This is a genomic window from Nocardioides sp. CER19, from assembly GCF_029846275.1.
Taxonomy (GTDB): Bacteria; Actinomycetota; Actinomycetes; order Propionibacteriales; family Nocardioidaceae; genus Nocardioides.
The window spans coordinates 217,145-240,790 of record NZ_JARVWS010000004.1 but is presented as its reverse complement, the minus strand read 5'-3'; the positions used below and the strand labels follow the sequence as shown (position 1 = coordinate 240,790).

26 protein-coding genes are annotated in these 23,646 nt (G+C 72.1%); 16 read left to right on the top strand and 10 right to left on the bottom strand.

Annotation, left to right across the window (positions count from 1 at the left end):
• Positions 1-169 precede the first annotated feature (169 nt).
• Entirely contained in the window at positions 170-829 is a 660-nt protein-coding gene (locus QDS12_RS20655) for a thymidine kinase (RefSeq protein ID WP_279882678.1), read from the bottom strand.
• 44 nt (positions 830-873) lie between these two features.
• Positions 874-1,875, bottom strand: a complete 1,002-nt coding sequence (gene sepH / locus QDS12_RS20650; protein WP_279882677.1) for a septation protein SepH — start codon at positions 1,873-1,875, stop codon at positions 874-876.
• Between the two features lie 116 nt (positions 1,876-1,991).
• On the opposite strand from sepH, the gene QDS12_RS20645 reads away from it, so the two are divergent.
• A complete protein-coding gene (locus tag QDS12_RS20645; RefSeq protein ID WP_279882675.1) occupies positions 1,992-2,627 on the top strand; it encodes a trimeric intracellular cation channel family protein in 636 nt (211 codons plus the stop codon).
• Positions 2,628-2,633: 6 nt separating this feature from the next.
• On the opposite strand, the gene QDS12_RS20640 is transcribed toward QDS12_RS20645, so the two are convergent.
• Genes QDS12_RS20640 through QDS12_RS20630 form a run of 3 tightly spaced genes read right to left on the bottom strand, consistent with a single transcriptional unit; the run spans position 2,634 to position 5,645 of the window.
• On the bottom strand, positions 2,634-3,785 hold the full coding sequence (locus tag QDS12_RS20640; RefSeq protein ID WP_279882672.1) for a hypothetical protein: 1,152 nt from the start codon (positions 3,783-3,785) through the stop codon (positions 2,634-2,636).
• Entirely contained in the window at positions 3,782-4,288 is a 507-nt protein-coding gene (locus QDS12_RS20635) for a sigma factor-like helix-turn-helix DNA-binding protein (RefSeq protein ID WP_279882670.1), read from the bottom strand. The genes QDS12_RS20640 and QDS12_RS20635 overlap by 4 nt, the downstream gene beginning before the upstream one ends.
• Before the next feature lie 58 nt (positions 4,289-4,346).
• Complete coding sequence (locus QDS12_RS20630; protein ID WP_279882668.1) at positions 4,347-5,645, bottom strand: D-arabinono-1,4-lactone oxidase; 1,299 nt, start codon at positions 5,643-5,645, stop codon at positions 4,347-4,349.
• A gap of 102 nt (positions 5,646-5,747) precedes the next feature.
• On the opposite strand from QDS12_RS20630, the gene QDS12_RS20625 reads away from it, so the two are divergent.
• The 3 genes from QDS12_RS20625 to QDS12_RS20615 all read left to right on the top strand — a co-directional run bounded on the left by QDS12_RS20625 (position 5,748) and on the right by QDS12_RS20615 (position 8,065).
• Positions 5,748-6,833 (top strand): ferrochelatase, encoded by a 1,086-nt coding sequence (locus tag QDS12_RS20625; protein ID WP_279882666.1) that lies wholly within the window; start codon positions 5,748-5,750, stop codon positions 6,831-6,833.
• A complete protein-coding gene (locus QDS12_RS20620; protein WP_279882664.1) occupies positions 6,830-7,636 on the top strand; it encodes an inositol monophosphatase family protein in 807 nt (268 codons plus the stop codon). Before QDS12_RS20625 ends, QDS12_RS20620 begins: the two co-directional genes overlap by 4 nt.
• A gap of 138 nt (positions 7,637-7,774) precedes the next feature.
• Positions 7,775-8,065 carry a DUF4193 domain-containing protein gene (locus QDS12_RS20615; protein WP_192681003.1) on the top strand — a complete coding sequence of 97 codons (291 nt, stop codon included), beginning with the start codon at positions 7,775-7,777 and terminating at the stop codon, positions 8,063-8,065.
• Positions 8,066-8,140: 75 nt separating this feature from the next.
• Here QDS12_RS20615 and QDS12_RS20610 read toward each other — a convergent pair whose 3' ends face one another.
• The gene (locus tag QDS12_RS20610) at positions 8,141-8,446 is read right to left on the bottom strand and encodes a DUF4235 domain-containing protein (protein WP_279882660.1); all 306 of its coding nucleotides are present in this window, start codon (positions 8,444-8,446) and stop codon (positions 8,141-8,143) included.
• Between the two features lie 23 nt (positions 8,447-8,469).
• Entirely contained in the window at positions 8,470-8,961 is a 492-nt protein-coding gene (locus QDS12_RS20605) for a DUF3093 domain-containing protein (protein ID WP_279882658.1), read from the bottom strand.
• A 52-nt stretch (positions 8,962-9,013) separates the two neighbouring features.
• Here QDS12_RS20605 and dut point away from each other — a divergent pair, with 52 nt between their 5' ends.
• The 4 genes from dut to QDS12_RS20585 are packed head-to-tail and all read left to right on the top strand — an operon-like array spanning position 9,014 to position 11,262.
• Positions 9,014-9,514 (top strand): dUTP diphosphatase, encoded by a 501-nt coding sequence (gene dut / locus QDS12_RS20600; RefSeq protein WP_279882656.1) that lies wholly within the window; start codon positions 9,014-9,016, stop codon positions 9,512-9,514.
• Between the two features lie 13 nt (positions 9,515-9,527).
• Positions 9,528-10,187, top strand: a complete 660-nt coding sequence (locus tag QDS12_RS20595) for a DUF3710 domain-containing protein (protein WP_279882654.1) — start codon at positions 9,528-9,530, stop codon at positions 10,185-10,187.
• On the top strand, positions 10,187-10,540 hold the full coding sequence (locus QDS12_RS20590; RefSeq protein WP_279882652.1) for an OB-fold nucleic acid binding domain-containing protein: 354 nt from the start codon (positions 10,187-10,189) through the stop codon (positions 10,538-10,540). Before QDS12_RS20595 ends, QDS12_RS20590 begins: the two co-directional genes overlap by 1 nt.
• A complete protein-coding gene (locus QDS12_RS20585) occupies positions 10,537-11,262 on the top strand; it encodes a DUF3159 domain-containing protein (protein ID WP_279882650.1) in 726 nt (241 codons plus the stop codon). Before QDS12_RS20590 ends, QDS12_RS20585 begins: the two co-directional genes overlap by 4 nt.
• Positions 11,263-11,298: 36 nt before the next feature.
• Here the strand turns inward: QDS12_RS20585 and QDS12_RS20580 are convergent, their stop codons facing one another.
• Positions 11,299-11,970, bottom strand: coding sequence for a TrkA family potassium uptake protein (locus QDS12_RS20580; RefSeq protein ID WP_279882648.1), 672 nt, complete (start codon positions 11,968-11,970; stop codon positions 11,299-11,301).
• A 1-nt stretch (position 11,971) separates the two neighbouring features.
• Positions 11,972-12,634, bottom strand: coding sequence for a TrkA family potassium uptake protein (locus QDS12_RS20575; RefSeq protein WP_279882646.1), 663 nt, complete (start codon positions 12,632-12,634; stop codon positions 11,972-11,974).
• A 59-nt stretch (positions 12,635-12,693) separates the two neighbouring features.
• On the opposite strand from QDS12_RS20575, the gene QDS12_RS20570 reads away from it, so the two are divergent.
• Genes QDS12_RS20570 through QDS12_RS20555 form a run of 4 tightly spaced genes read left to right on the top strand, consistent with a single transcriptional unit; the run spans position 12,694 to position 17,407 of the window.
• Positions 12,694-14,718 carry an APC family permease gene (locus QDS12_RS20570; protein WP_279882644.1) on the top strand — a complete coding sequence of 675 codons (2,025 nt, stop codon included), beginning with the start codon at positions 12,694-12,696 and terminating at the stop codon, positions 14,716-14,718.
• Positions 14,715-15,305, top strand: coding sequence for a GNAT family N-acetyltransferase (locus QDS12_RS20565; RefSeq protein WP_279882642.1), 591 nt, complete (start codon positions 14,715-14,717; stop codon positions 15,303-15,305). The genes QDS12_RS20570 and QDS12_RS20565 overlap by 4 nt, the downstream gene beginning before the upstream one ends.
• Positions 15,306-15,309: 4 nt before the next feature.
• Positions 15,310-16,530 carry a methyltransferase gene (locus QDS12_RS20560; RefSeq protein WP_279882640.1) on the top strand — a complete coding sequence of 407 codons (1,221 nt, stop codon included), beginning with the start codon at positions 15,310-15,312 and terminating at the stop codon, positions 16,528-16,530.
• 4 nt (positions 16,531-16,534) lie between these two features.
• On the top strand, positions 16,535-17,407 hold the full coding sequence (locus tag QDS12_RS20555; RefSeq protein ID WP_279882638.1) for an LLM class flavin-dependent oxidoreductase: 873 nt from the start codon (positions 16,535-16,537) through the stop codon (positions 17,405-17,407).
• A gap of 4 nt (positions 17,408-17,411) precedes the next feature.
• On the opposite strand, the gene QDS12_RS20550 is transcribed toward QDS12_RS20555, so the two are convergent.
• Positions 17,412-17,600 carry a hypothetical protein gene (locus QDS12_RS20550; protein WP_279882636.1) on the bottom strand — a complete coding sequence of 63 codons (189 nt, stop codon included), beginning with the start codon at positions 17,598-17,600 and terminating at the stop codon, positions 17,412-17,414.
• A 140-nt stretch (positions 17,601-17,740) separates the two neighbouring features.
• Here QDS12_RS20550 and QDS12_RS20545 point away from each other — a divergent pair, with 140 nt between their 5' ends.
• The 4 genes from QDS12_RS20545 (at position 17,741) to QDS12_RS20530 (ending at position 23,643) form a co-directional block, all read left to right on the top strand.
• Positions 17,741-20,572 (top strand): aconitate hydratase, encoded by a 2,832-nt coding sequence (locus QDS12_RS20545; protein WP_279883496.1) that lies wholly within the window; start codon positions 17,741-17,743, stop codon positions 20,570-20,572.
• 96 nt (positions 20,573-20,668) lie between these two features.
• Positions 20,669-21,757, top strand: coding sequence for a glycoside hydrolase family 6 protein (locus QDS12_RS20540; RefSeq protein WP_279882633.1), 1,089 nt, complete (start codon positions 20,669-20,671; stop codon positions 21,755-21,757).
• Between the two features lie 85 nt (positions 21,758-21,842).
• Positions 21,843-23,183, top strand: coding sequence for a hypothetical protein (locus QDS12_RS20535; protein WP_279882631.1), 1,341 nt, complete (start codon positions 21,843-21,845; stop codon positions 23,181-23,183).
• Positions 23,170-23,643 (top strand): SigE family RNA polymerase sigma factor, encoded by a 474-nt coding sequence (locus QDS12_RS20530; protein WP_279882629.1) that lies wholly within the window; start codon positions 23,170-23,172, stop codon positions 23,641-23,643. The genes QDS12_RS20535 and QDS12_RS20530 overlap by 14 nt, the downstream gene beginning before the upstream one ends.
• Positions 23,644-23,646 lie beyond the last annotated feature (3 nt).

Genomic DNA, 23,646 nt, shown 5'->3' with positions numbered 1-23,646 from the left:
CCGGTCGAGTTCGGCGTACGTGCGGGTCGAGTTCGGCGTACCTGCCCTGGTCTCGCGGGGCGACAATCCGGATCTCGAGGGGCGAAAAGCCCGATCTCGAGGGGCGACAAGCCCGATCTCGAGGGGCAGGAAGGCCAAACTCGACGGGCAGGAACCCGGGTCTCGGAGGTCAGTCGAAGGGGAGCGGCTCGGCGGAGAGGGAGACGGCCTTGGCGCGGGCGGCGGTGAGCTGGCGACGGTGGTGCTGGCGGCAGAGCACCTCGTAGGTGACGACGCCGGGCCGGTGGGCGGCGGGGAGGTCGTCGGTGTCGCCGACGACGATGACCTCGCCCTCGGTCACCATGATCCCGTCCTCGACCCGCGCGTTGTGGGTCGCCCGCTTGCCGCACCAGCACAACGCCTCGACCTGCAGCACCTGGGTGGAGTCCGCGAGCTCGACGAGTCGGGCCGATCCCTCGAAGAGGCGGGTCCGGAAGTCGGTGAGGATGCCGAAGCAGAAGATGTCGATCTGCAGCTCGTCGACGATCTTCGCGAGGTCCTCGATCTGCGCCGCCGTGTAGAACTGCGCCTCGTCGCAGATGAAGTAGTCGATCCGCGCGCCGTGCGTCAGCGCATCGACGGTGTAGCGCCAGAAGTCGAACGTGGGGTCGACCTCGACCGCGTCGTGGGTGAGCCCGAGTCGGCTAGAGACCAGCGCCGAGCCGGCTCGGTCGTGCGCGGTGAAGATGCGGCCGGCGCGGCCGCGAGCGGCGTGGTTGTGGTTGGTCTGCAGGGCCAGGGTGCTCTTTCCGGAGTCCATCGGACCGGTGTAGAAGCGCAGTTCAGCCACGAGGGGTCATTCTGTCAGCAGGCGAGTGGGGCGGAGAGCTGGCGTCAGTCGGCCGTGCCGCCGCCGAACATGATCTCGTCCCAGGACGGGACCGAGGCGCGGCCGCGCTTCTTGGCCGGCGTACGTCGGGCGGGCGGCTCGGGCGCCGGGGCGGCCTCGGGCTCCCGCTCGGCCTCGGCGGCGGGGGCCTCGTCCACCTGCTCGGGCGCGGCAGGCCCAGCAGGCGCGACCGGGGCCTCCGGGAGGAACGCCTCCAGCGGCTCGTCCATGGGCAGCGCGTCCTCGACCGGCTCCTGGACCGTCACGGGCGTCAGGCGGCGCTCGCGGGCCTGCGCGAGGTCGTCGCGGACCGGCTCCACCTGGACCTCGGGGACGATGACGTCACCCACCAGCCAGCGGGCGTCGTCGTTGTCGAGCGAGACGAAGTTGCCCGGCGGGTCGAAGGTGAGCTCGGCGGTTCCGGACCGGGCCGGTGTCGAGTAGAGCGCGACCAGCGACCAGCGGCCGTCGCTGCGGCGCCACGAGTCCCACTCGACCGACTCGGTGTCGACGTCGATGGCGCGCAGGTGGCCGGCGACGGCCTCGCCCAGGGTGCGGGCGGTGCCCGCCGGCTCGCCGGGGCGGCGGCGTACGGACGCCTTGAGGGCGCGCTCGGCGGTGTGCTCGCGCTCGGCGATGACCGGGGCCGCGAACGGCATGATCTTCTCGACGCTGGTGCCGGCGGCGTCGGCGACCGACTCGGGGCTCTCGCCGGAGCGGATGCGGGCCTGGATGTCGCGGGGTCGCAGGGTGGGTGTGCTCATGGACGTCTTCTCCGATCGCCGAGACTGGTCGGCCGCCGCCTGGGGTGTCGGGACGGCCGTGCGGAGACTGTCGTCGACCGCGATGACGAACTCGTTGCCGTCCTGGTCGACGAGGAGCAGCCTCGACCCGTCCCGGGTCACCGTGACGGGGGTGAGCTGCCGAGGACTACCCGACGCATCGGGTCGGGCCGGGCCCGGATCCGGGCCCGGTGTCATCAGGTGGGGCAGCTCTTCGGCGGACATCCTCTTCGTCTCTTGCTCGTCGGGTGCCGCCACCTTACGACAGCACGCACGCCGATCTGGGCGCGCCACGCGGCGTGCCGCGCAACTGCCGCCGCCACCACCGTTACCGTCCTCACGTGGCGCCGGAGCACTCGACGACCCTGATCGTCACCGATCTGGTGGGCATCTTCGTGTTCGCCGTCACGGGCGCGCTCGTCGGCGTCCGCAAGGAGCTCGACGTGTTCGGCGTCCTCGTCCTGGCGCTCGCGACCGGGCTGGGCGGCGGCTTCATCCGGGACGTCCTCATCGGCGCCTCCCCGCCGGCGGCGCTCCAGGACTGGCGCTACCTGCTCGTGCCCGTCGGTGCCGGCCTGCTCACGTTCTGGTTCCACCCCACGCTCGGCAGGCTCGAGAAGACGATGAACGTCTTCGACGCGGCCGGCTTGGCCCTGTTCGGCGTCGCCGGCGCGCTCAAGGCTCTGGACTACGGCCTCGGCCCCCTGCCCTCGACGCTGATGGGCCTGGTCACGGGCATCGGGGGTGGCATGGTGCGCGACATGCTGACGAGCCGCGTCCCGGTCGTGATGCAGCGCGGCGAGCTCTACGCCATCCCGACAGCGGCCGGGGCGGCGGTGGCGGCGTTCGGGCCCGAGGCCGGGTTCGGTACGACGACGGTCGCGATCGTCGGCGGCGGCCTGTGCTTCGTCTGGCGGACGCTCGCCATGTGGCGGCACTGGCACGCTCCCGTGCCGCAGCGCTCCGCCTCGGTCTGATCGCGGTCAGTCGCCGGAGGTCCAGTCCCCGTCCGGCAGGGTGGCGATGCCGGAGCTCGCGCCGACCCGACCGACCCGGACGACCCGCACGCACGAGCCCTTCGGCAGCGTGCAGCGGAACAGCGACGGATCGACGGTGTCGCCGGTGAACGGCGGGTTGCCGAACAGCCCGAGGACCTGCAGGGTCGCGTCGCCGAGCCAGACGCTCGGCACGGCGACCCACGGGCCACCGGGCAGGCGGAGCGTCGTCGTCTCGGCCGTGCGGTCGTCGTAGACGATCAGGCGCGACTCGATCTCGTGGTCGTCGCCCGAGTCGGCGACATGGATGTGGGCGACCGCCGTCCACCGGCCGGAGGGGGAGAGCACGACCGGCTCGTCGCCGTGGTGCGGGTCGGCCGACCAGGTCGCGAGGGTCGCCGCGCCGGCGACGGAGGACCCCACCTTGAGGTCGCCGGTCCCGTCGGTGAACGCGAGCATCGAGTTCTTCGCGTCGTACAGCTGCAACCAGGAGCCGGCGACGGCTGTCACGGCTCCGGTGTCGACATCGACGGCGACCACACCTCCGCTGTTGCGCCAGTAGACGGTGCGCCGGTCGAGCGCCAGAACCCCTCCTCCCGCAGTCGCCCCCCGCGCATCGGGGAAGCCGCGGGTCCGGGCGGTGAGCTGGTCGTAGACGACGAGCTCGCGGTCCGGGCCGATCCAGGCGACCAGCGTCCCGTTGCGGTCCGCGACGAGGCGCTGCTGGTCGCCGACCTCACCGACCCGGTGCTGCCCGGCGTCAGTCACCGACCAGACGGAGCGGTGGCCGTCCATGACCGCGAAGCCCGACGAGGTGCGGACGAAGCCGTGCACGGTGAACCCGACGTCGATGCGGTCGGGCCCGACGTGGATGACCGACCCGCGTGACCAGGTCACGGGGTCGGCGATGCCGCCGCCCGTGGCGACCTCGGCGCCGTCGTGTCGCGCTCTCCCGACCAGGGCCGCGCCGCCGACCGTCACCGCCACGACCGCGAGCCCCGCGGCGGTCGCGGTGAGAGCCCGGAGGCGGCGCCGGCGTGCCCGGAGGCCGGCCTCCGCGACGATGCGCGGCAGGTCAGGTGGGGCGAAGGAGAGGGCGTTTACCCGCTCGTCGAGCAGCGCCCGCAGCCGGCCGGTCACCCGTTCACCTGCTGTGGCAGGAGGGTCGCGCCGACGAGCGGCCGGAGCGTCGTCAGCGCATCGGCCACCTGGCTCCGCAGCGCTCGGATCCCGCAGCCCATGGTCTCGGCCGCCTCGCGCTCGGTGAGGTCCTCGTAGTGGAGCAGCACGATCGCCGCCCGCTGCCCGACAGGGAGCCGGAGCAGGCAGGTCCAGAGCCACGTGCTGTCGTCGACGTCGGCGGGGCGAACCACCCGCTCGGGCTCGGCGACCGGCACGATCGGGTGGTGGCCCCGCCGACGTGACCCGGCGATCGCGGTGGTCGTCAGCGCGGTGCGGGCGTAGACCTCCGCCCGGTAGGGGTCGTGCAACCGTGGCCACGCCAGGTAGGTCCGGGTGAGCGCCTCGTGGACCAGGTCCTCTGCCGCGCTCACCTCGCCGGCGATGAGGTAGGCCGTCCGCTGCAGCGCGGGGGAGCGCAGCGCCACGAACTCGGCGAACCCGACCGACACCCCCCCGGCCACGGCACCCTCCCCTCCCGCGCCTCCCATCGTCCTCCGACGCCCAAGGTCACGGAATGGGTCAGGCCCGGCCGAGCACCCGCTCCAGGTAGGGGTTGGCGAAGACCCGCTGCGGGTCGAGCCGGTCGCGCAGCTTCACGAAGTCGTCGAACCGCTCGTACGCCGGCTCGAGGTCGGCCCGCGTCCGGGTGTGCACCTTGCCCCAGTGCGGGCGGCCGCCCGCGGCCCGCAGGACCGGCTCCATCAGCGCGAAGTAGTCCTCGTGCGGCATCGCCCGGTGGGTGTGGAAGGCCAGGTAGAACGAGTCGCGGCCGTGCGCGGTCGACAGCGGCACGTCGTCGGCGGGCGCGACCCGCAGCTCGACCGGGAAGGAGATCCGCAGGTCGGAGGCGTCGAGCAGCCGGCGGCACTCGGCGAGCACGGCGAGGCCGTCGGCCCGCGGGACGGCGTACTCCATCTCGCGGAAGACGACCCGCCGCTCGGTCGTGAAGACGCGGTGCGCGGCGTCGGAGTAGGTGCGGGGTGCGAGCAGCCGGGCGTTCATCCGGTTCATCCGCGGGATGACGCCCGGCGCGTGGTTGGCGGCGGCGGTCAGTGCGCCGAACGCGGTGTTCTGCAGGAAGTCGTCGTCGAACCACCCCCGCCAGCGCGACAGCGGCCGCACCGTGTCGAGCGGGATACGGGTGTTGCGCTTGGTCAGCAGCCGGTCCGTGTGCGGGAACCAGTAGGCGTCCACGTGGTCGGCCGCGCGGGTCAGGTCGTCGAAGGAGTCCTGGAACTCCGTCCACGACATCGGCTGCTCCACCGCCTCCAGGCCGAAGAGCGGCTCGACCCGGAACGTGACCGTCACCAGGATCCCGAGCGCGCCGAGGCCGACTCGCGCGACCTCGAGGACGTCGAGGTTCTCGTCGGCGGCCGCGGTCAGGAGCTCGCCGGCGCCGTCGACCAGCGTCAGCCCGACGACCTGCGCGGCGAGGCCGGCGACGCGGCCGCCGGTGCCGTGGGTGCCCGTGGAGATCGCGCCCGCGAGCGTCTGCTCGGCGATGTCGCCCATGTTGTGGAGCGAGAGGCCGAGGTGCTCGAGCGTCGCATTGAGGTGCTTGAGCTGGGTCCCGGCGTACGCCGTCACGGTCATCGCCTCCCGGTCGACGGCCGTGACCCCGACGAGCCCGGTGGGCGACAGCATGACGCCGTCCGGGGCGGAGATGCCGGTGAAGCTGTGCCCGGTGCCGACCATCTTCACCCGTCCGCCGCCGTCGCGGGCCTCGACGACGGCCGCGACGACCTCGTCGATCGTCCGCGGCGTCAGCGCGCGGGTGGGGGTCGCCGACTCGAGGCCTGACCAGTTGCGCCATTGCATGGCGTGAGACTAGGAGCCGGGGCGCCCGCGCGCACGCAAAGCGCCGGAGCCCGTCAGCCCTCGCCGTCGGCGGGGCGCCGTGCGGGCCATAGGGTGGCGGCCATGGACGTCAGCCCCTACGACGCGCTGTTGCTGGTCTCCTTCGGTGGTCCCGAGAAGCCGGAGGACGTGGTGCCGTTCCTGGAGAACGTGACCAGCGGTCGGGGCATCCCGCGGGAGCGGCTCGAGGAGGTCGGCCAGCACTACTTCCTCTTCGGCGGACGCTCGCCGATCAACGACCAGAACCGCTCGTTCCTGGCCGCGCTGCGGTCCGATCTGGCCGAGCACGGCGTCGACCTGCCGGTCTACTGGGGCAACCGCAACTGGGACCCCTACTTGGCCGACACGGTCGCGCAGATGAAGGCCGACGGCGTCACGCGGGTGGCCGCGTTCACGACCAGCGCCTACTCCTCCTACTCGTCGTGCCGGCAGTACCGCGAGAACCTCTACGACGCCGTCACCGCCGTCCCCGGGGCGCCGGTGATCGACAAGCTGCGCAACTACTACAACCACCCCGGCTTCACCGAGCCGGTCGTCGACGGTGCGCTGGCCGCCCTCCACGGGCTTCCCGAGGAGGTGCGCGAGGAGGCGCGGCTGGTCTTCGTGACCCACTCCATCCCCACGGCGATGAACGACACCTCTGGCCCGGCCGGCGGCGCCTACCTCGCCCAGCACCTCGACGTCGCGCGCCACGTCGCCGAACGGGTGTCCACGGAGACCGGCGTCGAGCGGGAGCACGAGCTGGTCTTCTGCTCGCGCTCGGGGGCCCCGCACGTGCCGTGGCTCGAGCCGGACGTCAACGACCGGCTCGAGGAGCTCGCTGCCACCGGGACGCGCGCGGTCGTGCTCATCCCGGTCGGCTTCGTCAGCGACCACATGGAGGTCGTCTACGACCTCGACACCGAGGCGCTGGCCACCTGCGAGCGGCTCGGCATCGCGGGCCGCCGCGCGGCGACGCCGGGTGACGACGCCCGCTTCGTGGCCGCGGTCCGCGACCTGCTGCTCGAGCGTGCCGCCGTCGAGCGCGGCGAGGAGGTCGTCCGGGCGTCCGTCGGCGACCTCGGCCCGCTGTGGGACAGGTGTCCCGTCGGCTGCTGCCGCAACCTGCGTGACGAGGACCGGCCCGCCCTCTGCGGTGAGGCTCGATGAGCACTGACCTGAGCACCGAGCTCCTCGACGTCGCGGTGCGCGCCGCCCGCGCCGCTGCGGACCTCGTCCGCGAGCGGGCGGATGCCGGCGTCACGGTCGCCGCGACCAAGTCGAGCGACGTCGACGTCGTCACCCAGGCCGACCGCGACTCCGAGACGTTGCTGCGAGCCACGATCCTGGCCGAGCGGCCCGGCGACGCGTTCTTCGGCGAGGAGGGGGAGGACGTCGAGGGGACGACCGGCGTGCGCTGGATCGTCGACCCGATCGACGGGACCGTGAACTTCGTCTACGGCCTTCCCGAGTACGCCATCTCGGTGGCGGCCGAGGTGGACGGGCGGGTCGTCGCCGGGGTGGTCCTCAACGTGGCCACCGGCGTGGAGTACACCGCGCACCGCACCCCGGACGGGGTCGTCGCGCGGAAGGGCGACCGGCCGGTCGTCGTCCGCGGTCCGGCGCCGTTGGCCCAGCGCCTCGTCATCACCGGCTTCAGCTATGACGCCGACGTACGCCGGCGCCAGGCGGAGGGCCTGGTGCGGCTGCTGCCGCAGGTCCGTGACATCCGCCGGCACGGATCCTGCGCGCTGGAGCTCTGCCACCTCGCCGACGGGCAGGCGGACGCCTACTTCGAGGTGGGGGTCAACCTGTGGGACTACGCCGCCGGCGCACTGGTCGCCGAGGGCGCCGGCGCCCGGGTCGAGGTGCACCCGGGCTTCCCCGACCGCGCGCTCGTGGTGGCCGCTCCGGAGCACGGGTTCGAGGAGTTCCTGAACGCTGTCCTCGATGCGGGGTACGGCGGGGAATAGCCACTCGTCACCGACTGTTCACGACACGCACTGCCGAACCGGTGTGCGGACCGTAAGCGGCATGGTGCACAATCTCGCCCCGACGATCGGGCTCGGGATCCGATACGCGTGGGCTTGGAACGAAGGGAGTGGTGACGCATGGCGACGGACTACGACGCTCCGCGCAAGACAGACGAGGAGCAGTCCGAGGAGAGCATCGAAGAGCTCAAGGCGCGCCGTCACGACAAGAACTCCGGCAAGGTCGACGAGGACGAGGCGGAGGCCGCTGAGTCCTTCGAGCTCCCTGGTGCCGACCTCTCGCACGAGGAGCTCGCTGTCGAGGTGAAGCCCAAGCAGGAGGACGAGTTCACCTGCATGAGCTGCTTCCTGGTGCACCACCGCAGCCAGCTGGCTGACGAGAAGCGGATGATCTGCAAGGACTGCGCCTGACGGACGCATGCAAAAGGCCGCGACCTGGACGGGTCGCGGCCTTTTCTGCTGCTCTGGTTCTGACCGGAGCAGGGACTAGTCCTCGTCCTTCTCCAGCTGCGGCGGCAGGTGGCCGGCCGACTTGACGTAGTAGTTGGCCGCCCGTCGCTGGGCGAACATCCGGGCGAGGGCGACCGCTGCGCCGGTCGCGGCCGACCAGGCGACCGCCTCCCAGAGCGCGACGTCGGGGTCGGCCGGGTTGCCCGGCGGCTTCCGGCGCGTCGACACCTGCCAGCCCTTGTCGAGCGCCTTGCGGGCGACGGTGGCCGCGCCCAGCGCCGACACCGTCGAGAGGATCGTCCAGATCTTGGAGCCCTTGGGGCCCTTGGAACCCTTCGCCATGTGATCCACCCTAGTGGGTCGGATCAGTCGCGGTTCCCGGCCGTCAGGGCGGCGAGGGCCGAGGCGAGCCCTTCGGGGTGCCGGGTGCTGAGGAGCCAGTACGGCGCCGGGTCGGCCGGGTCGGAGATCTGCACCTTGACGGCGCGCTTCACGTACGGCCGCAGCACCAGGAAGGCCCGGGCGTCGGCGTCGACGCCCGCGGCTCGGCGAGTCGCCTCGCCGTCGAGCGCCTCGGCGAGGCCGAGGTAGGCCGCCTCGATCCGCGCGTGCCCAGCACGGAGGTGACCGTCGGCGACCTCGATGGTCGCCGAGCCGTAGGCGATGAAGGCGAGCGAGAGCAGCGCCAGGATGGCGGCGGTGGTCGCCCAGGCCCACTCCCCGGGGACGGCGACGATCAGCGCCAACCACAGGGTGGCCACGAACATCACGCCCTGCACCCACCAGCGGAGTGGGACGAAGAGGCGCTCCCGGTAGGCGGGCGTGGGCCCGGTGCTGCCGGGGGCGGAGTTGCTCACGAGGGGAGAGTTTCCCATCCACCTCACGACCGCTGACGATAGGGTCCCGCGGGTGTCCGAACCACTGCGCCGAAACCAGCTCGGGGCCACCTCGCTCGAGGTGGCGCTGCACCGGCTCGACCCCGACCTGCCCCCGCCGTCGTACGCCCATCCCGGCGACGCCGGCGCCGACCTGATGACAGCCGTCGACGTGCGGCTGGCGCCGGGGGAGCGGGCCCTCGTCCCGACGGGCGTCGCGATCGCGCTGCCCGAGGGGTACGTCGCCCTGGTGCACCCCCGCTCGGGGCTGGCCGCCCGGCACGGGCTCTCGATCGTCAACACCCCCGGGACCGTCGACGCGGGCTACCGGGGCGAGATCAAGGTGCTGCTCGTCAACCACGACCCGGTCGAGCCGATCGAGCTGTCCCGGGGCGATCGGATCGCCCAGCTGGTGATCCAACGGGTCGAGCGCGCGGCCTTCGTGGAGGTCGACGTGCTGCCGGAGTCGGTGCGTGGCGGCGGGGGTTACGGTTCTACCGGAGGGTTCGGCAGCACCGGGCCCCGTCAGACGTGAGGGAAGAGTCCAGGTGAAGTTCCGCCGCAAGTCCGCAGAGCCTCAGAGCGCCGCCGACGACGGGATCGACGCCGTCGACGCTGCGGGTGCCGACGCGTCGACGGAGGTCCCGGCGGAGCCGGTGGCCGGCCCCTACGACGCCGACGAGCTGCCCGACGAGGCCGCGGCGGTCGAGCGGGTCGACCTCGGCTCGATCGCGCTCGCGCCGTTCCCCGGACGGGAGCTGCGGCTCCAGGTCGACGAGTCGACCGGTGCGGTCCAGGCCGCCCTGCTGACCGCCGAGGACGGCGCCCTCGAGCTGCGGGCGTTCGCCGCGCCGCGCAACGGCGACCTGTGGGGCGACGTGCGTCCCCAGCTGGCGACCGACGTACAGAGCCGCGGCGGCACCGTCACCGAGCGCGAGGGCCGCTGGGGCACCGAGCTGGTCTGCCAGCTCGCCGTACAGCTGCCCGACGGGCAGGCCGGCACCCAGGTCTCGCGGATCATCGGGATCAACGGTCCGCGCTGGCTGCTCCGGGCCACGCTGCTGGGTCGTCCGGCGGTCGACGGCGACTACGCGCAGTCGTGGGAGGACGGCCTCACCGACATCGTCGTACGTCGCGGCGCCGGCGCGATGCCGGTCGGCGAGGCGCTGCCGCTCACCCTGCCGCCCCAGGCGCAGCGGGTGCAGTGATGGGACGCCTGCGCGCCAAGCTCAGCGAGTGGGCGAACACGGCCGACCAGGACGCGCGTGACCTGCGCACCGTCTACGAGGCCAAGGATGTCGTCTCCATCGGCGAGGCGGCCGACCGTGAGCTCGTCCGGCTGCGCGGCACGCTGCGCACGGTCACCCTCCGTCCGCGAGGCGGCGTCCCCGCGCTGGAGGCCGAGCTCTTCGACGGCACCGGCATGCTGACGATCGTCTGGCTCGGCCGCCGCCACATCGCCGGGATCAGCCCCGGCCGCTCGCTCCAGGTCCAGGGCCGGATCGGCGTCCACGACGGCGTCCGAACGCTCTACAACCCGCGCTACGAGCTCATCCCGTGAGCGAAGTGACCGAGCCCGAGCACACCTCACCGGCCACCGTCGAGACGGTCGAGGCCGTCGTACGACGCCAGATGGCGCAGTCGCTCGGCGGCCGGCGGGGCATGGTCGAGGCCGGCGTACCCGGCCTCGTCTTCACGCTCCTCTGGCTGACGACCAAGGACCTGCCGATCGCCCTGATCTCGGCCGGCGGCGTCGCGGTCGCTGCGCTGGTGATCAGGCTGCTGGAGCGCACCACCGTCCAGTACGTCGTCAACGCGATCGTCGGCATCGCCATCGGCTGGGTCTTCGTGCGGCTGGCGGCGAGCAGCGGCGGCACCGAGTCCGAGCAGGCGCTGGCCTTCTTCCTGCCGGGGATCATCTGGAGCGGCGCCTACACGGTGCTGATGGTGTTCTCCTGCCTGGTCGGCTGGCCATTCATCGGGTTCATGGTCGGCTCGGTGTCGGGCGACCCGACGGCGTGGCACGACGACAAGCAGGTCGTGAGGCTGTGCTCCCGACTCACCTGGCTGTTCCTCGCGCCGGGCGCGATCGGGGTGCTGCTGCAGGGGCCCGTCTACCTGCTCGGTCACTCGGGCACGATCGACACCGACACCGCCGTCGCGATCATCGGGGTGCTGCGGCTCGGCCTCGGCTGGCCGCTCCGCATCGCGTCGTGGGGGACGATGGTGTGGCTGCTCGCCCGCAACGCCACCCCGGTCCAGGGTCGGGCGGACGCTGCCTGAGCTGGCCTGACGCCTGAGCGCTCGGGCGCGCCCGGCTCAGCCGTGGTGGTGCTCCGGCGACAGCAGCCGCTCGAGCTCGTCCTCGTTGTCGGGGGGCACGACGAACAAGAGCTCGTCACCGGACTCGACCGGCTGCTCCGGGTCGGGGGTGTAGACCATCCCGTCGCGCAGGATGGAGACCAGCGCGCAGTTCTCGGGAAACGGGATCAGGCCGGCCGGCTTGCCGACGTACGGGCTGTCGGCGGGGAGGGTGAGCTCGACCAGGTTGGCGTTGCCCTGCCGGAAGGTGAAGAGCCGCACCAGGTCGCCGACGGTCACCGCCTCCTCGACGAGGGCCGACATGATGCGCGGGGTCGACACGTTGACGTCGACGCCCCAGGCCTCGGTGAAGAGCCACTCGTTGTTGGGGTGGTTGACCCGGCCCACGGTCCGGGGGACGCCGAACTCCGTCTTGGCGAGCAGCGACGTCACGAGGTTGACCTTGTCGTCGCCGGTGGCGGCGATGACGACGTCGCAGCGGTCGAGCCGGGCCTCCTCGAGCGAGGACAGCTCGCAGGCGTCGGCGAGCAGCCACTCGGCGTCGGGGACGCGCTCGGGCTTGATGGACCCGGGGTCCTTGTCGATGAGCAGGATCTCGTGGCCGTTGGTGATCAGCTCGCGCGCGATCGATCGGCCGACGGCACCGGCTCCGGCGATGGCAACCCTCATGTCAGTGCTCCTGCGGACCCGTGTCGAAGACGTCGTAGGCGTGCTGCGCGTTCTCCTCGCGCATCACGACGTGTAGCAGGTCGCCCTCCTGGATGACGCTGTCCCGGGTGGGCAGCACGCCCTCGCCGAGCCGGTCGATCCAGGCGATCCGGCAACGGGACTGCTCCTGGAAGTGGACCGTCCGCTGGCCGATCCAGACCGACGTCACCGGCACCTGGTCGAGCCGGATCGTGCCCGACGGGTCGCGGTAGTCGGGCTCGGCGCCGGCGGGCAGCAGCCGGCGCAGCACCTGGTCGGCCGTCCACTTGACCGTGGCCACCGTGGTGATGCCGAGCCGCTGGTAGACCTCGGCACGCCCGGGGTCGTAGATGCGGGCCACGACCTGCTGGATCCCGAACGTCTCGCGCGCGACGCGCGCCGCGATGATGTTCGAGTTGTCACCGCTCGAGACCGCGGCGAAGGCGTCCGCACGGCGGATGCCGGCCTTCTCCAGGACTTCCTGGTCGAAGCCGATCCCGGTGATCTTGTCGCCGTTGAAACCGGGCCCCAGACGGCGGAACGCATCGGGCTCGCTGTCGATGACGGAGACCGTGTGATTGCGGTCCTCGAGGCTTCGGGCGAGCGTCGAGCCGACGCGGCCGCACCCCATGATCACTACGTGCACGGGCCCACCGTATCCGCAGTTGACGTCGCGGACGCCAACCTGCCGTAGCCTTGCCGCTCGTGGGTGTAGGTGACGTCTCCAAGCGCATTCTCCTCGGCCGCAAGCTGAGGAGCTCCCAGCTGGGGGAGACGCTGCTTCCGAAGCGGATCGCGCTGCCGGTGTTCGCCAGCGACGCGCTCTCGTCGGTGGCCTACGCTCCGGACGAGGTCTTCATCATGCTGTCGCTGGCCGGTGCCTCGGCCTACGTCTGGTCGTGGAAGATCGGCATCGCGGTCGCCCTCGTGATGCTCACCGTCGTGGCTTCCTACCGGCAGAACGTCCACGCCTATCCCTCCGGCGGCGGCGACTACGAGGTCGCCACGGTCAACCTCGGCCCCAACGCCGGCGTGACCGTCGCCTCTGCGCTGCTCGTCGACTACGTCCTCACGGTGGCGGTGTCGATCTCCTCCGGCGTGCAGAACGCGGCGTCGGCGCTGGGCTTCGTCCACGGCCACGAGGCGACGGTGGCCACGCTGCTGGTGGTCCTGCTGGCGGCGGTGAACCTGCGCGGCGTGCGCGAGTCGGGCACGTTCTTCGCGATCCCGACCTACGGCTTCATGGTCGCGATCCTCGGCATGGGCGCCTTCGGCATCCTCCAGTACGCCGCCGGCTCCCTGCACCCCGTCGAGAGCGCGGACCTCACCGTGGTGCCCGACGCGGACCACCAGGGGACGCTCACCCAGGTCGCGCTCATCTTCCTGCTGGCGCGGGCGTTCTCATCGGGCTGCGCGGCGCTGACCGGCGTCGAGGCGATCAGCAACGGCGTGCCCGCGTTCCGCCGGCCGAAGAGCCGGAACGCAGCGACCACGCTGCTGCTGCTCGGCACCATCGCGATCACCATGCTGATGAGCATCATCCTGCTCGCCCACACGATGGCCCTGAAGTACGTCGACCCCGGCGACGTGGGCCGCCTCCGGGACGCCAGCGGCAACCCGCTTCCCGTCGACTACCAGCAGCACACGGTGGTCGCCCAGTTGGCCCGCGCCGTCTTCCACGACTTCTCGCCCGGCTTCTACTTCGTCGTGGCCATGACCGGCATCATCCTGGTGCTGGCCGCCAACACGGCGTTCAACGGGTTCCCGGTGCTCGGCTCGATCCTGGCCCGCGACGGCTTCGCACCGCGGGCACTCGGCGCCCGCGGCGACCGCCTGGCCTACAGCAACGGCATCCTCTTCCTCGCGATCCTCGCGATCGTCCTGATCCAGGCCTTCGACGCCCAGACGACCCGGCTCATCCAGCTCTACATCGTCGGCGTGTTCGTGTCGTTCAACCTCAGCCAGCTGGGCATGATCCGGCACTGGACGCGCCACCTGAAGACCGAGCGCGACCCAGCGGTCCGGCGTCGCATGCAGCGGTCGCGGGTCATCAACACCTTCGGCCTGGGCATGACCGCGGTGGTGTTCGTGGTGGTGCTGCTGACCAAGTTCCTGGCCGGCGCCTGGATCGCGATCCTGGCGATGGTCGTGTTCTTCATCTTCATGAAGGGCATCCGCAAGCACTACGACCGCGTCGAGCAGGAGCTCGAGGCGGGCGACGAGGACAAGGTCATGCCGACCCGCGTCCACGCGATCGTGCTCGTCTCCAAGCTGCACAAGCCCACCCTGCGGGCGCTCGCCTACGCCCGGGCGTCGCGCCCCAACACCCTCGAGGCCGTCACCGTGTCGATCGAGGACGAGGCGACCGAGCGGCTCCTCGCGGAGTGGGACCAGCGCAACTTCGACCTCCCGCTGAAGGTGCTGCACTCGCCGTACCGCCAGATCGCGAAGCCGATCGTCGACTACGCCTCGGCGATCCGGAAGTCGAACCCGCGCGGCGTCGTCGCCGTCTACATCCCCGAGTACGTCGTCGGTCGCTGGTGGGAGCAGCTGCTCCACAACCAGACCGCCCTCCGGCTCAAGGGCCGGCTGCTCTTCCAGCCGGGCGTGATGGTGATCTCGGTGCCCTACCAGCTCAGCTCCACCATCGGCCGCAAGCCGGAGGACTGGGTGCGCCCGAGCTACAGCGACCGCTACGGCCCGACCCGCGGCAACCAGGTCGGTCGGTGACCGGCTGGCCGCCGCCGGCGGCCTGGCGGGGCGCCGTCGCCCTCGAGCCGCTCACCGCAGCACTGGTCGACCTCGACACGTCGGCGTACGCCGCCAGCCCGGTCGCCGTCCAGCGGCACTCCGCCGGCCGCTGGCCCGCGCGGCTGACCCGCGAGGACAACCTCGCCCTCATCGCCCACCACGAGGCCGAGCACCGCGCCGGTGAGGCGTTCGCCTACGCGATCCTCACCGACGACCGTGCCCGCGAGCTCGGCTGCGCCTACCTCCGCCCGCTCGATCGGTTCCTCGAGCGCACCGGCACGCGGCTGGCCGGCCCGCCGGAGGGCGCCGCGATCGCGACGTTCTGGCTGCTCGACGACGCCTCGGCCCGCCCGGACGAGCTCGCCGTCGTGACCGAGCTGCTCGCCTGGGCCGACGCCTGGGCCGTCGCCCGGCCCGTGTTCCGCTGCCTGCCCGAGGAGACCGCCAGCGTCGCGGCTCTGGAGGCGCTCGGGCTGACCGAGCTCGCGGCCAGCCACCAGGAGCTGCCCTACCGCTGGTTCGCCGCCACGGGCCCGCAGCCCGCGGTCCGGCCTCTGGCAGGCTGAGCGCGTGAACAGCCGACCCCGCCGTCCCGCACGCACGGCCCGGCCGCGGAAGCCCCGCGGTCGCTCACGGGTCGGGGAGCGGTTCGAGACCGTCGCGGGGCCGATCGCCCACGGCGGCCACGTCGTCGTCCGCGTCCCCACCGGTGGAGTCCATGAGCCGACCGGTGAGCCGGAGACGCGGGTCGTGTTCGTCCGCCACGCACTGCCGGGGGAGCGCGTGCTGGTCGAGATCACCGAGGGGACCGACGGCGACCGCTTCTGGCGAGGCGACGCCGTCGAGGTCCTGGAGGCCTCGCCGGACCGGGTGACACCGCCCTGCCCCTACGCCGGTCCCCGCAGGTGCGGCGGCTGCGACTTCCAGCACGTCGCCCCCGCCGCCCAGCGTGCGCTCAAGGCCGCCGTCCTGCGCGAGCAGCTGACCCGGCTGGCCCGGCTCGACCCGGCCGACCCACTCCTCGGGCCGTTCCTCGACACCGTCGTCGAGGCGGTGCCCGGCGACGACGACGGGCTGCGCTGGCGCACGCGCCAGAGCTACGCCCGCACCCCCGACGGCCGTCGGGCGATGCGACTGCACCGCTCGCACGACGTCATCCCGGTCGAGGACTGCCTCATCGCGAGGACCGACGCCCGCGAGCCCGCACCTGGCACGGTGACCGAGACCGCCCTCGGCCGCTCCTTCACGGTGGCCGCCGACGGCTTCTGGCAGGTCCACCCCGGAGCACCAGGCGTCCTCGTCGACACGGTGCTCGAGCTGCTCGACCCGGGGCCCGGCGAGTCGGTGCTCGACCTCTACTCCGGCGTGGGGCTCTTCACCGCCTTCCTCGCCGACCGGGTCGGGCCCGAGGGGCGCGTGGTCGCGATCGAGGGTGACCGGCGCGCGTCCGACCTCTCCCGCGACAACGTCCCGGCGGCCGAGGTCGCCGCCGGCGAGGTCGGCCACGTGCTCTCCACCTCGTACGCCGGACCCGTGGATCTCGTCGTCCTCGACCCGCCCCGCGAAGGCGCTCGCCGGGGCGTGGTCGAGCAGGTCGTCACACGCACGCCCCGCGCGGTCGCCTACGTCGCGTGCGACCCGGCGGCCCTGGCCCGCGACGTCGCGATCTTCGCCGAGCACGGCTACCGGCTCGCGGGGTTGCGGGCGTTCGACCTGTTCCCGATGACGCACCACCTCGAGTGCGTCGCGCTGCTCGTCCCCGGCGACGACGCCGACAACAGAGTGGAGTGAACCCATGAGGCTCGGTGTCATCGTCATGCAGACCAGGCCGTGGCGGCAGCTGGCGGCCGACTTCAGGCTGATGGAGGAGCTCGGCTACGACGCGGCGTACGTCTACGACCACCTGACCCATCCGACCGCCGCGGGTGGTTGGCTCGCCGACGGGTTCACCACCCTGGCGGCCGCCGCCGGCGTCACCGACCGGATGGAGCTGGGCCCGCTGGTGGCGTCGGGCCACCTGCACTCGCCGGTGGCCCTCGCCCGCCTGGCCGCGACGGTCCAGGACGTCTCCGGCGGCCGGCTCGTGCTCGGACTCGGCGCCGGCGCGCCCGGCTGCGCGCTGGCCGACCGCGACGAGACGGTGACGGGCGGCCAGCTGTCGGCCCGGCTGGTCGACGTCGTCGAGGGACTCCAGGCGGTGTGGGGCGGCGCGACCGAGTGGCGGGGCCGAGCGATCGGGTTCTCCGGCGTGGAGACGACTCCGCTGCCGCCGGCGGCGGACCGGCCCTTCCTCCTGCTCGCCGCGCACGGCCCGCGGGCGTTGGCGCTGGCCGCGCGCCACGCCGACGGGTGGAACACCTACGGCGGTCCCGGGTCGACGACGCTGGCTCCCGAGCAGTTCTGGGCCGCCGTACGGGACCAGGCGGCGCGGTTCGAGGATGCCTGCGTCACGCTGGACCGCGATCCGGCGTCCCTCCGGCGCTCCCTGCTGCTCGGCTTCGGCAGCGTCCGGCCGACGGCGTCGGTCGAGGCCTACCGCGACGCCGTCGGGCGGGCGGCAGGGCTCGGGTTCGACGAGCTCGTCGTCTACGGGCCGTTCACGCCGCCGGGCGACCACTTCCACTCCACGGTCGAGGTGCACGCTGAGGTCCTGGCCGCCCCGCACTGAGCCGTCAGCGGTCGGTGGCGAGGAACCTGCGCGATCCCGACACTGACGACGAGCACGGCGACGACGTTTCCACCCGGCCACTGCCGATGACCGCGCTGGTCACCAGCTCGACGGCGACGGCGAGGTAGGGCCACGCGACCGCGCGCGCCCGCCAGAGCGCGACGAACACGACCCGCATCCCGACCTGCGGCACTTCGCGACACCCCTCGACATCGTGTATCTTGATATCGAGAGATTAGGAACGGTCGAACGAAGGCAAGCCTTACTGTCGAGCCCGCGCGCAGGCGCGGCAAGATGGGTTCGACGTTGCTCGTGCAGACCACGACAGAGGAGATGACGGCGTTGGCCAGCAAGGACAGCTTCGGTGCGAAGAGCACCCTGGACGTGGACGGCAAGTCCTACGAGATCTTCCGGCTCGATGCCGTGAGGGGCGACGGTCTCCCCGAGAACGCAGTCGCCAGCCTTCCCTACAGCCTGAAGGTCCTGCTGGAGAACCTGCTCCGCACCGAGGACGGCGCCGACATCACCGCCGACGACATCAAGGCGCTGGCCGGCTGGGACGAGACCGCCCAGCCCGACAAGGAGATCCAGTTCACGCCGGCGCGCGTGATCATGCAGGACTTCACCGGCGTGCCCTGCATCGTCGACCTGGCCACCCTCCGTGAGGCCGCGGCCGAGCTCGGCGCCGACGCGTCGAAGATCAACCCGCTCGCCCCCGCCGAGATGGTCATCGACCACTCCGTCATCGCGGAGGCGTTCGGCACGCCGGAGGCGTTCGTCCGCAACGTCGAGATCGAGTACGACCGCAACAAGGAGCGCTACCAGTTCCTCCGCTGGGGCCAGACCGCGTTCGACGACTTCAAGGTCGTCCCGCCGGGCACCGGCATCGTGCACCAGGTCAACATCGAGCACCTCGCCCGCACCGTCTTCACGCGTGAGGTCGACGGGGAGCTCCAGGCCTACCCCGACACCTGCGTCGGCACCGACTCCCACACCACGATGGTCAACGGGCTCGGCGTCCTCGGCTTCGGCGTCGGCGGCATCGAGGCGGAGGCGGCCCTGCTCGGTCAGCCCGTCTCGATGCTCATCCCGCGTGTGGTCGGCTTCAAGCTCCACGGCGACCTGCCCGAGGGCTCCACCGCCACCGACCTCGTCCTCACGATCACCGAGATGCTGCGCAAGCACGGCGTCGTCGGCAAGTTCGTCGAGTTCTACGGCGCCGGCGTCACGGCCCTGCCGCTCGCCAACCGCGCCACCATCGGCAACATGAGCCCGGAGTTCGGCTCGACCATCGCGATCTTCCCGATCGACGAGGAGACCATCAACTACCTCAAGCTCACCGGCCGCAGCGAGGAGCAGCTCAAGCTCGTCGAGGCGTACGCCAAGGAGCAGGGCCTCTGGCACGACCCCGCCGCCGAGCCGCGCTTCTCCGAGCACCTCGAGCTCGACCTCTCGACGGTCGTCCCGTCGATCGCCGGCCCCAAGCGCCCGCAGGACCGCGTCTCGCTCACCGACGCCAAGACCGCCTTCCGCGGCGCGCTCGTCGACTACGCCGGCGACGCCCAGGACGAGGAGGGCTACGACGAGGCGGTCGCCGAGTCCTTCCCGGGCAGCGACGCGCCGTCGTACTCCGGCGGCAACGGCTCCTCGCCGGCCCCGAGCGACCACCTCTCGGCCGCGCCGAAGGACGGCGGCCGCGCCAGCGCCCCTGTCGAGGTGACCCTCGAGGACGGCACGAAGTTCACGCTCGACCACGGCGCCGTCACGATCGCGTCGATCACGTCGTGCACCAACACGTCGAACCCCTCGGTCATGATCGGCGCCGCGCTGCTGGCCAAGAAGGCCGTCGAGAAGGGCCTGTCCCGCAAGCCGTGGGTCAAGACGACGCTCGCGCCCGGCTCCCAGGTGGTCAGCGACTACTACGACAAGTCCGGCCTGACGCCCTACCTCGAGAAGCTCGGCTTCAACCTGGTCGGCTACGGCTGCGTCACCTGCATCGGCAACTCGGGCCCGCTCATCCCCGAGGTCTCGGCCGCCGTGCAGGAGAAGGACCTCGCGGTCGTCTCGGTCCTCTCGGGCAACCGCAACTTCGAGGGCCGCATCAACCCCGACATCAAGATGAACTACCTGGCGTCGCCGCCGTTGGTCATCGCCTACGCGCTGGCCGGCTCCATGGACGTCGACCTGTTCAACGACCCGCTCGGCACCGACTCCGAGGGCAACGACGTCTTCCTCAAGGACATCTGGCCCGACCCGGCCGAGGTCGAGCAGGTCATCCAGCAGGCGATCGCCTCGGACATGTTCACCAAGGGCTACGCCGACGTCTTCGCCGGTGACGAGCGCTGGCAGAACCTGCCGACCCCGACCGGTGACACGTTCACCTGGGACGAGGAGTCGACCTACGTCCGCAAGGCGCCGTACTTCGACGGCATGGACAAGAGCCCCTCGCCGGTCACCGACATCGAGGGCGCGCGGGTCCTGCTCAAGCTGGGCGACTCGGTCACCACCGACCACATCAGCCCGGCCGGCAACATCAAGAAGGACTCGCCCGCGGGCCAGTACCTCACCGAGCACGGCGTCGAGCAGCGTGACTTCAACTCCTACGGCTCGCGCCGAGGCAACCACGAGGTCATGATCCGCGGCACGTTCGCCAACATCCGCCTGCGCAACCAGATCGCGCCGGGCACCGAAGGCGGCTTCACCCGCGACTTCACCCAGGCCGACGGCCCGGTGACCACGGTCTACGACGCCTCGCAGAACTACCAGGCCGCCGGCACCCCGCTGGTCGTCCTGGCCGGCAAGGAGTACGGCTCCGGCTCGTCCCGCGACTGGGCGGCGAAGGGCACCTCGCTGCTGGGTGTGAAGGCGGTCATCGCCGAGTCCTACGAGCGCATCCACCGCTCGAACCTCATCGGCATGGGCGTCATCCCGCTGCAGTTCCCCGAGGGCCAGAACGCCGAGTCGCTCGGCCTGACCGGCGAGGAGACCTTCTCGATCACCGGCATCACCGAGCTCAACGAGGGCCGCACGCCCAAGACCGTCAAGGTCAAGGCGGGCGACATCGAGTTCGACGCGGTCGTCCGCATCGACACCCCCGGTGAGGCGAACTACTACCGCAACGGCGGCATCCTGCAGTACGTACTGCGCAACCTGCTCAACGGCTGACCCAGCCGCTCCCGACGCCCCGGCCCGCTCCTGCGGCCGGGGCGTCGGCGCGTTCCACGGGGGAGTGGGTCGGGAGACGAGGGATACCGGCCACCCATGACTGTGCGCTCCGCCACCCGCCGGCTGATCGTCGCAGCGGTGGCCGGCCTCCTGGCCGTCACGTTGGCGCCCGCCGTACCGGCCCACGCCGCCTCCGCCAACCCGCTGGTCGGGGGTTGGGGGCTCTACACGGGCCAGTGGGACAGGACCTATCCGACGTACCGGCAGGCGAAGGGCCGGAAGAAGAGACTGTTCGCGAAGGTCGCGCTGCAGCCGCACGCCGCCTGGTTCACCAGCCCCGACATCCCGAAGCTGGTCAACAACCTGGGTGAGTACATCCGCAACACCCAGCACGGGAACCCCGACGCCCTCGTCCAGTTCGCGCTGTTCCGTCAGTGGCCGCACGGCGAGAAGCGGCGCAACGTCCCGCTGACGCCGCAGGAGCAGGCGGCCTACCGCGACTGGATCGACACCGCGGCGCGCGTCATCGGCCGCTCCCGCACGATGATCATCCTGGAGCCCGACCTCGCCCTCGACTCGCCCGGCAGGTCGCGGCCGCGCACGGCCGACCCCGCCGTGCGACTCTCCCTCGTGAGGTACGCCGCCCAGCGACTGTCGTCGCTGCCTCGGACCACCGTCTACCTCGAGGCCGGCTCGCCGGACTGGCTGCGCGCCCCCGCGGCGACGCGGCTGCTCGTGAGCGCGGGCGTCCGCTACACCCGCGGCTTCGCGCTCGGCGGCACGCACCACACCAGCGTCCACGCCGACCTCCGCTACGCCGCACGGATCGTTGCCCGGCTCGGTCGGGCCGGCTATCCCGCCAAGCACGCGGTGCTCGACACCGCCGACAACGGCCACCCGTTCACCTACCAGCAGTACCGCCGGCGCCACTCCCACCAGAGCTTCCTCACGCCGGTCAGCTGCAAGCGGAAGGCGCAGCGGCTCTGCGTGACGCTGGGCGCGCCGCCGACCACGAACCCCGCCGCCTACCGCCGCAAGCTCGGGCTGAACCGGGTCGAGATCGCCCGGCTGCACGGGTTCGTGGACGCCTTCGTGTGGGTGGGCCGGCCCTGGCGCGGCGACAACGGGCGGAACTTCTCGCCGCGGCGCCTGCTGCAAGAGGCCAGCACGACACCGTTCCAATGAGATTCTTCGGGTAGCACCCCACCATCGGCGGCCGTCGTGGCGTGTGAGGTGACGTGAGCACCTCCCGCCCCGACAGGACCACCCGATGAGCACGCTGCACGAGAGGCTGGCCGAGCTGGCCGAGGACGCCCCAGTGGGCGGTGCACTGCCCGAGGACCTGTGGGATCGCGGCCGCCGGATCGCCCGTCGCCGCCGCCTCGGCACGGCGACGATCGCCGCCGTCGCCTGCCTCGCCCTGGCCCTCGTCGGCGTTCTCGGCTGGCAGCGCGGCCGTACGTCGGTCGAGCCGGCCGCACCGGGCTCCGCGCCGGCCATGCCGGACCAGCTCTACCAGCCGAGCGGCTGGCTCGGGTCGTTCGGTGGGTCGCCGGGCACGCTGGCAGCCGTGTTCCCCGCGCGGCGTGAGCACCTCCTCCGGTCGGAGGCGGGGATCGTGGGCGTCTCGGCGACCACCGGTCGCTACGGCTTCCTCGACCTCCCCGACGTGGCCGCCGGCTCCGATGAGGTCGCACTGTCGGCGGACGGACGGCGCCTCGCGTACTGGATCACCGGGCGCACCTCGGGGAGTCCGCGCACCACCGCCGGTGACCCTGTCACCGGCTTCGCCGTGTTCGACGCACTGACAGGGCACACCGAACGGGTTCCGATCCCGACGCCGCACGGGCTGGACCCTGAGCAACTCGCCTGGTCCGGTGACGGTCTGCTCCTGGTCGAGCACGGCCAGTGGAGCGGAGGTGACGACGACTCCGCCGACCTGCAGTCGACCGGTCGGGTCATGCCGCCGATGACGTGGCGTGCCGATAGGGGGCTGCAGCCGATCGAGGACCGGGCCGAGCTGGGCGTCTGGAGCCAGAGCGCAGGTGGTCACGACTGGTTGATGCAGGTCGACGACGGCGATCGCAGATGGGCCATCGACAACCTGAGGACGGGCGAGGTGTGGCAGATGCCGCAGCCCAACCTCGCGTTCGAGTTCCCAGGCCCGGCCATCTCGCCCGAGGGAACGCTGCTGGCCGGCACGCACGCCGGGACGGCGTACTCCGCCGGCCAGTCACGGACCCTCTCGATCGTCGACCGGCACGGTCGCGTGGTCATGAGCGTGGGCGGGCGGGCGACGGTCGCGCTCTACTGGCCCGACGACAAGCATCTGATCGCCCAGCGAGCCGTGAGCGCCGACGCGGACGACACGGCGCTGGAGAGCCTGGACGTCCGCACACGCCGCTGGACGCCCGTGGTGACGGGCCCGGGTGTTCACACCGGGAACGTGAGTACCCAGTTCGCCGCGTTCGACCTGCTGGCGGTGCCGACCCGATCGGCCGTCCCGCCACCCCGCCCGCTCGGCCAGCGTGTGGTCGTCGGCACGTCGGCGGTGATCGTGCTGGTGGGCGGACTGGCCATCGTGCTCTGGAGGCGACGTGCCAGGCCGTGACACGTTCGACGCTTTCGTGATCGCGCGTCGCGGGGCGCTGCTCCGGACGGCGTACCTGCTCACCGGGAGCCACGCCGACGCCGAGGACCTGGTGCAGGTCGCCCTCCTGAAGGCCGTGCCCCAGTGGGAGAGGATCGCCGACCACCCGGAGCCGTACGTCCGGCGGATCCTCGCCCGCGAGAGCATCACGCGGCACCGCCGCCGCCGGTGGCGCGAGGTCACGGCGGCCGAGCTCCCCGAGACCGCGATCGACATCGACCCCGTCGATCGGGAGGCGCTGCGCCGGGCGCTGCTGACGCTGGCGCCGCGGCAGCGGGCCGTCATCGTGCTGCGCTACTACGAGGACCTCACCGAGCGTGAGACCGCCGAGCTCCTGGGCATCGGCGTCGGGACGGTGAAGTCGCAGACGCGCGACGCCCTCGCCCGGCTGCGCCTCCCCGGCGTCGTCGCGACCGGCTGATCT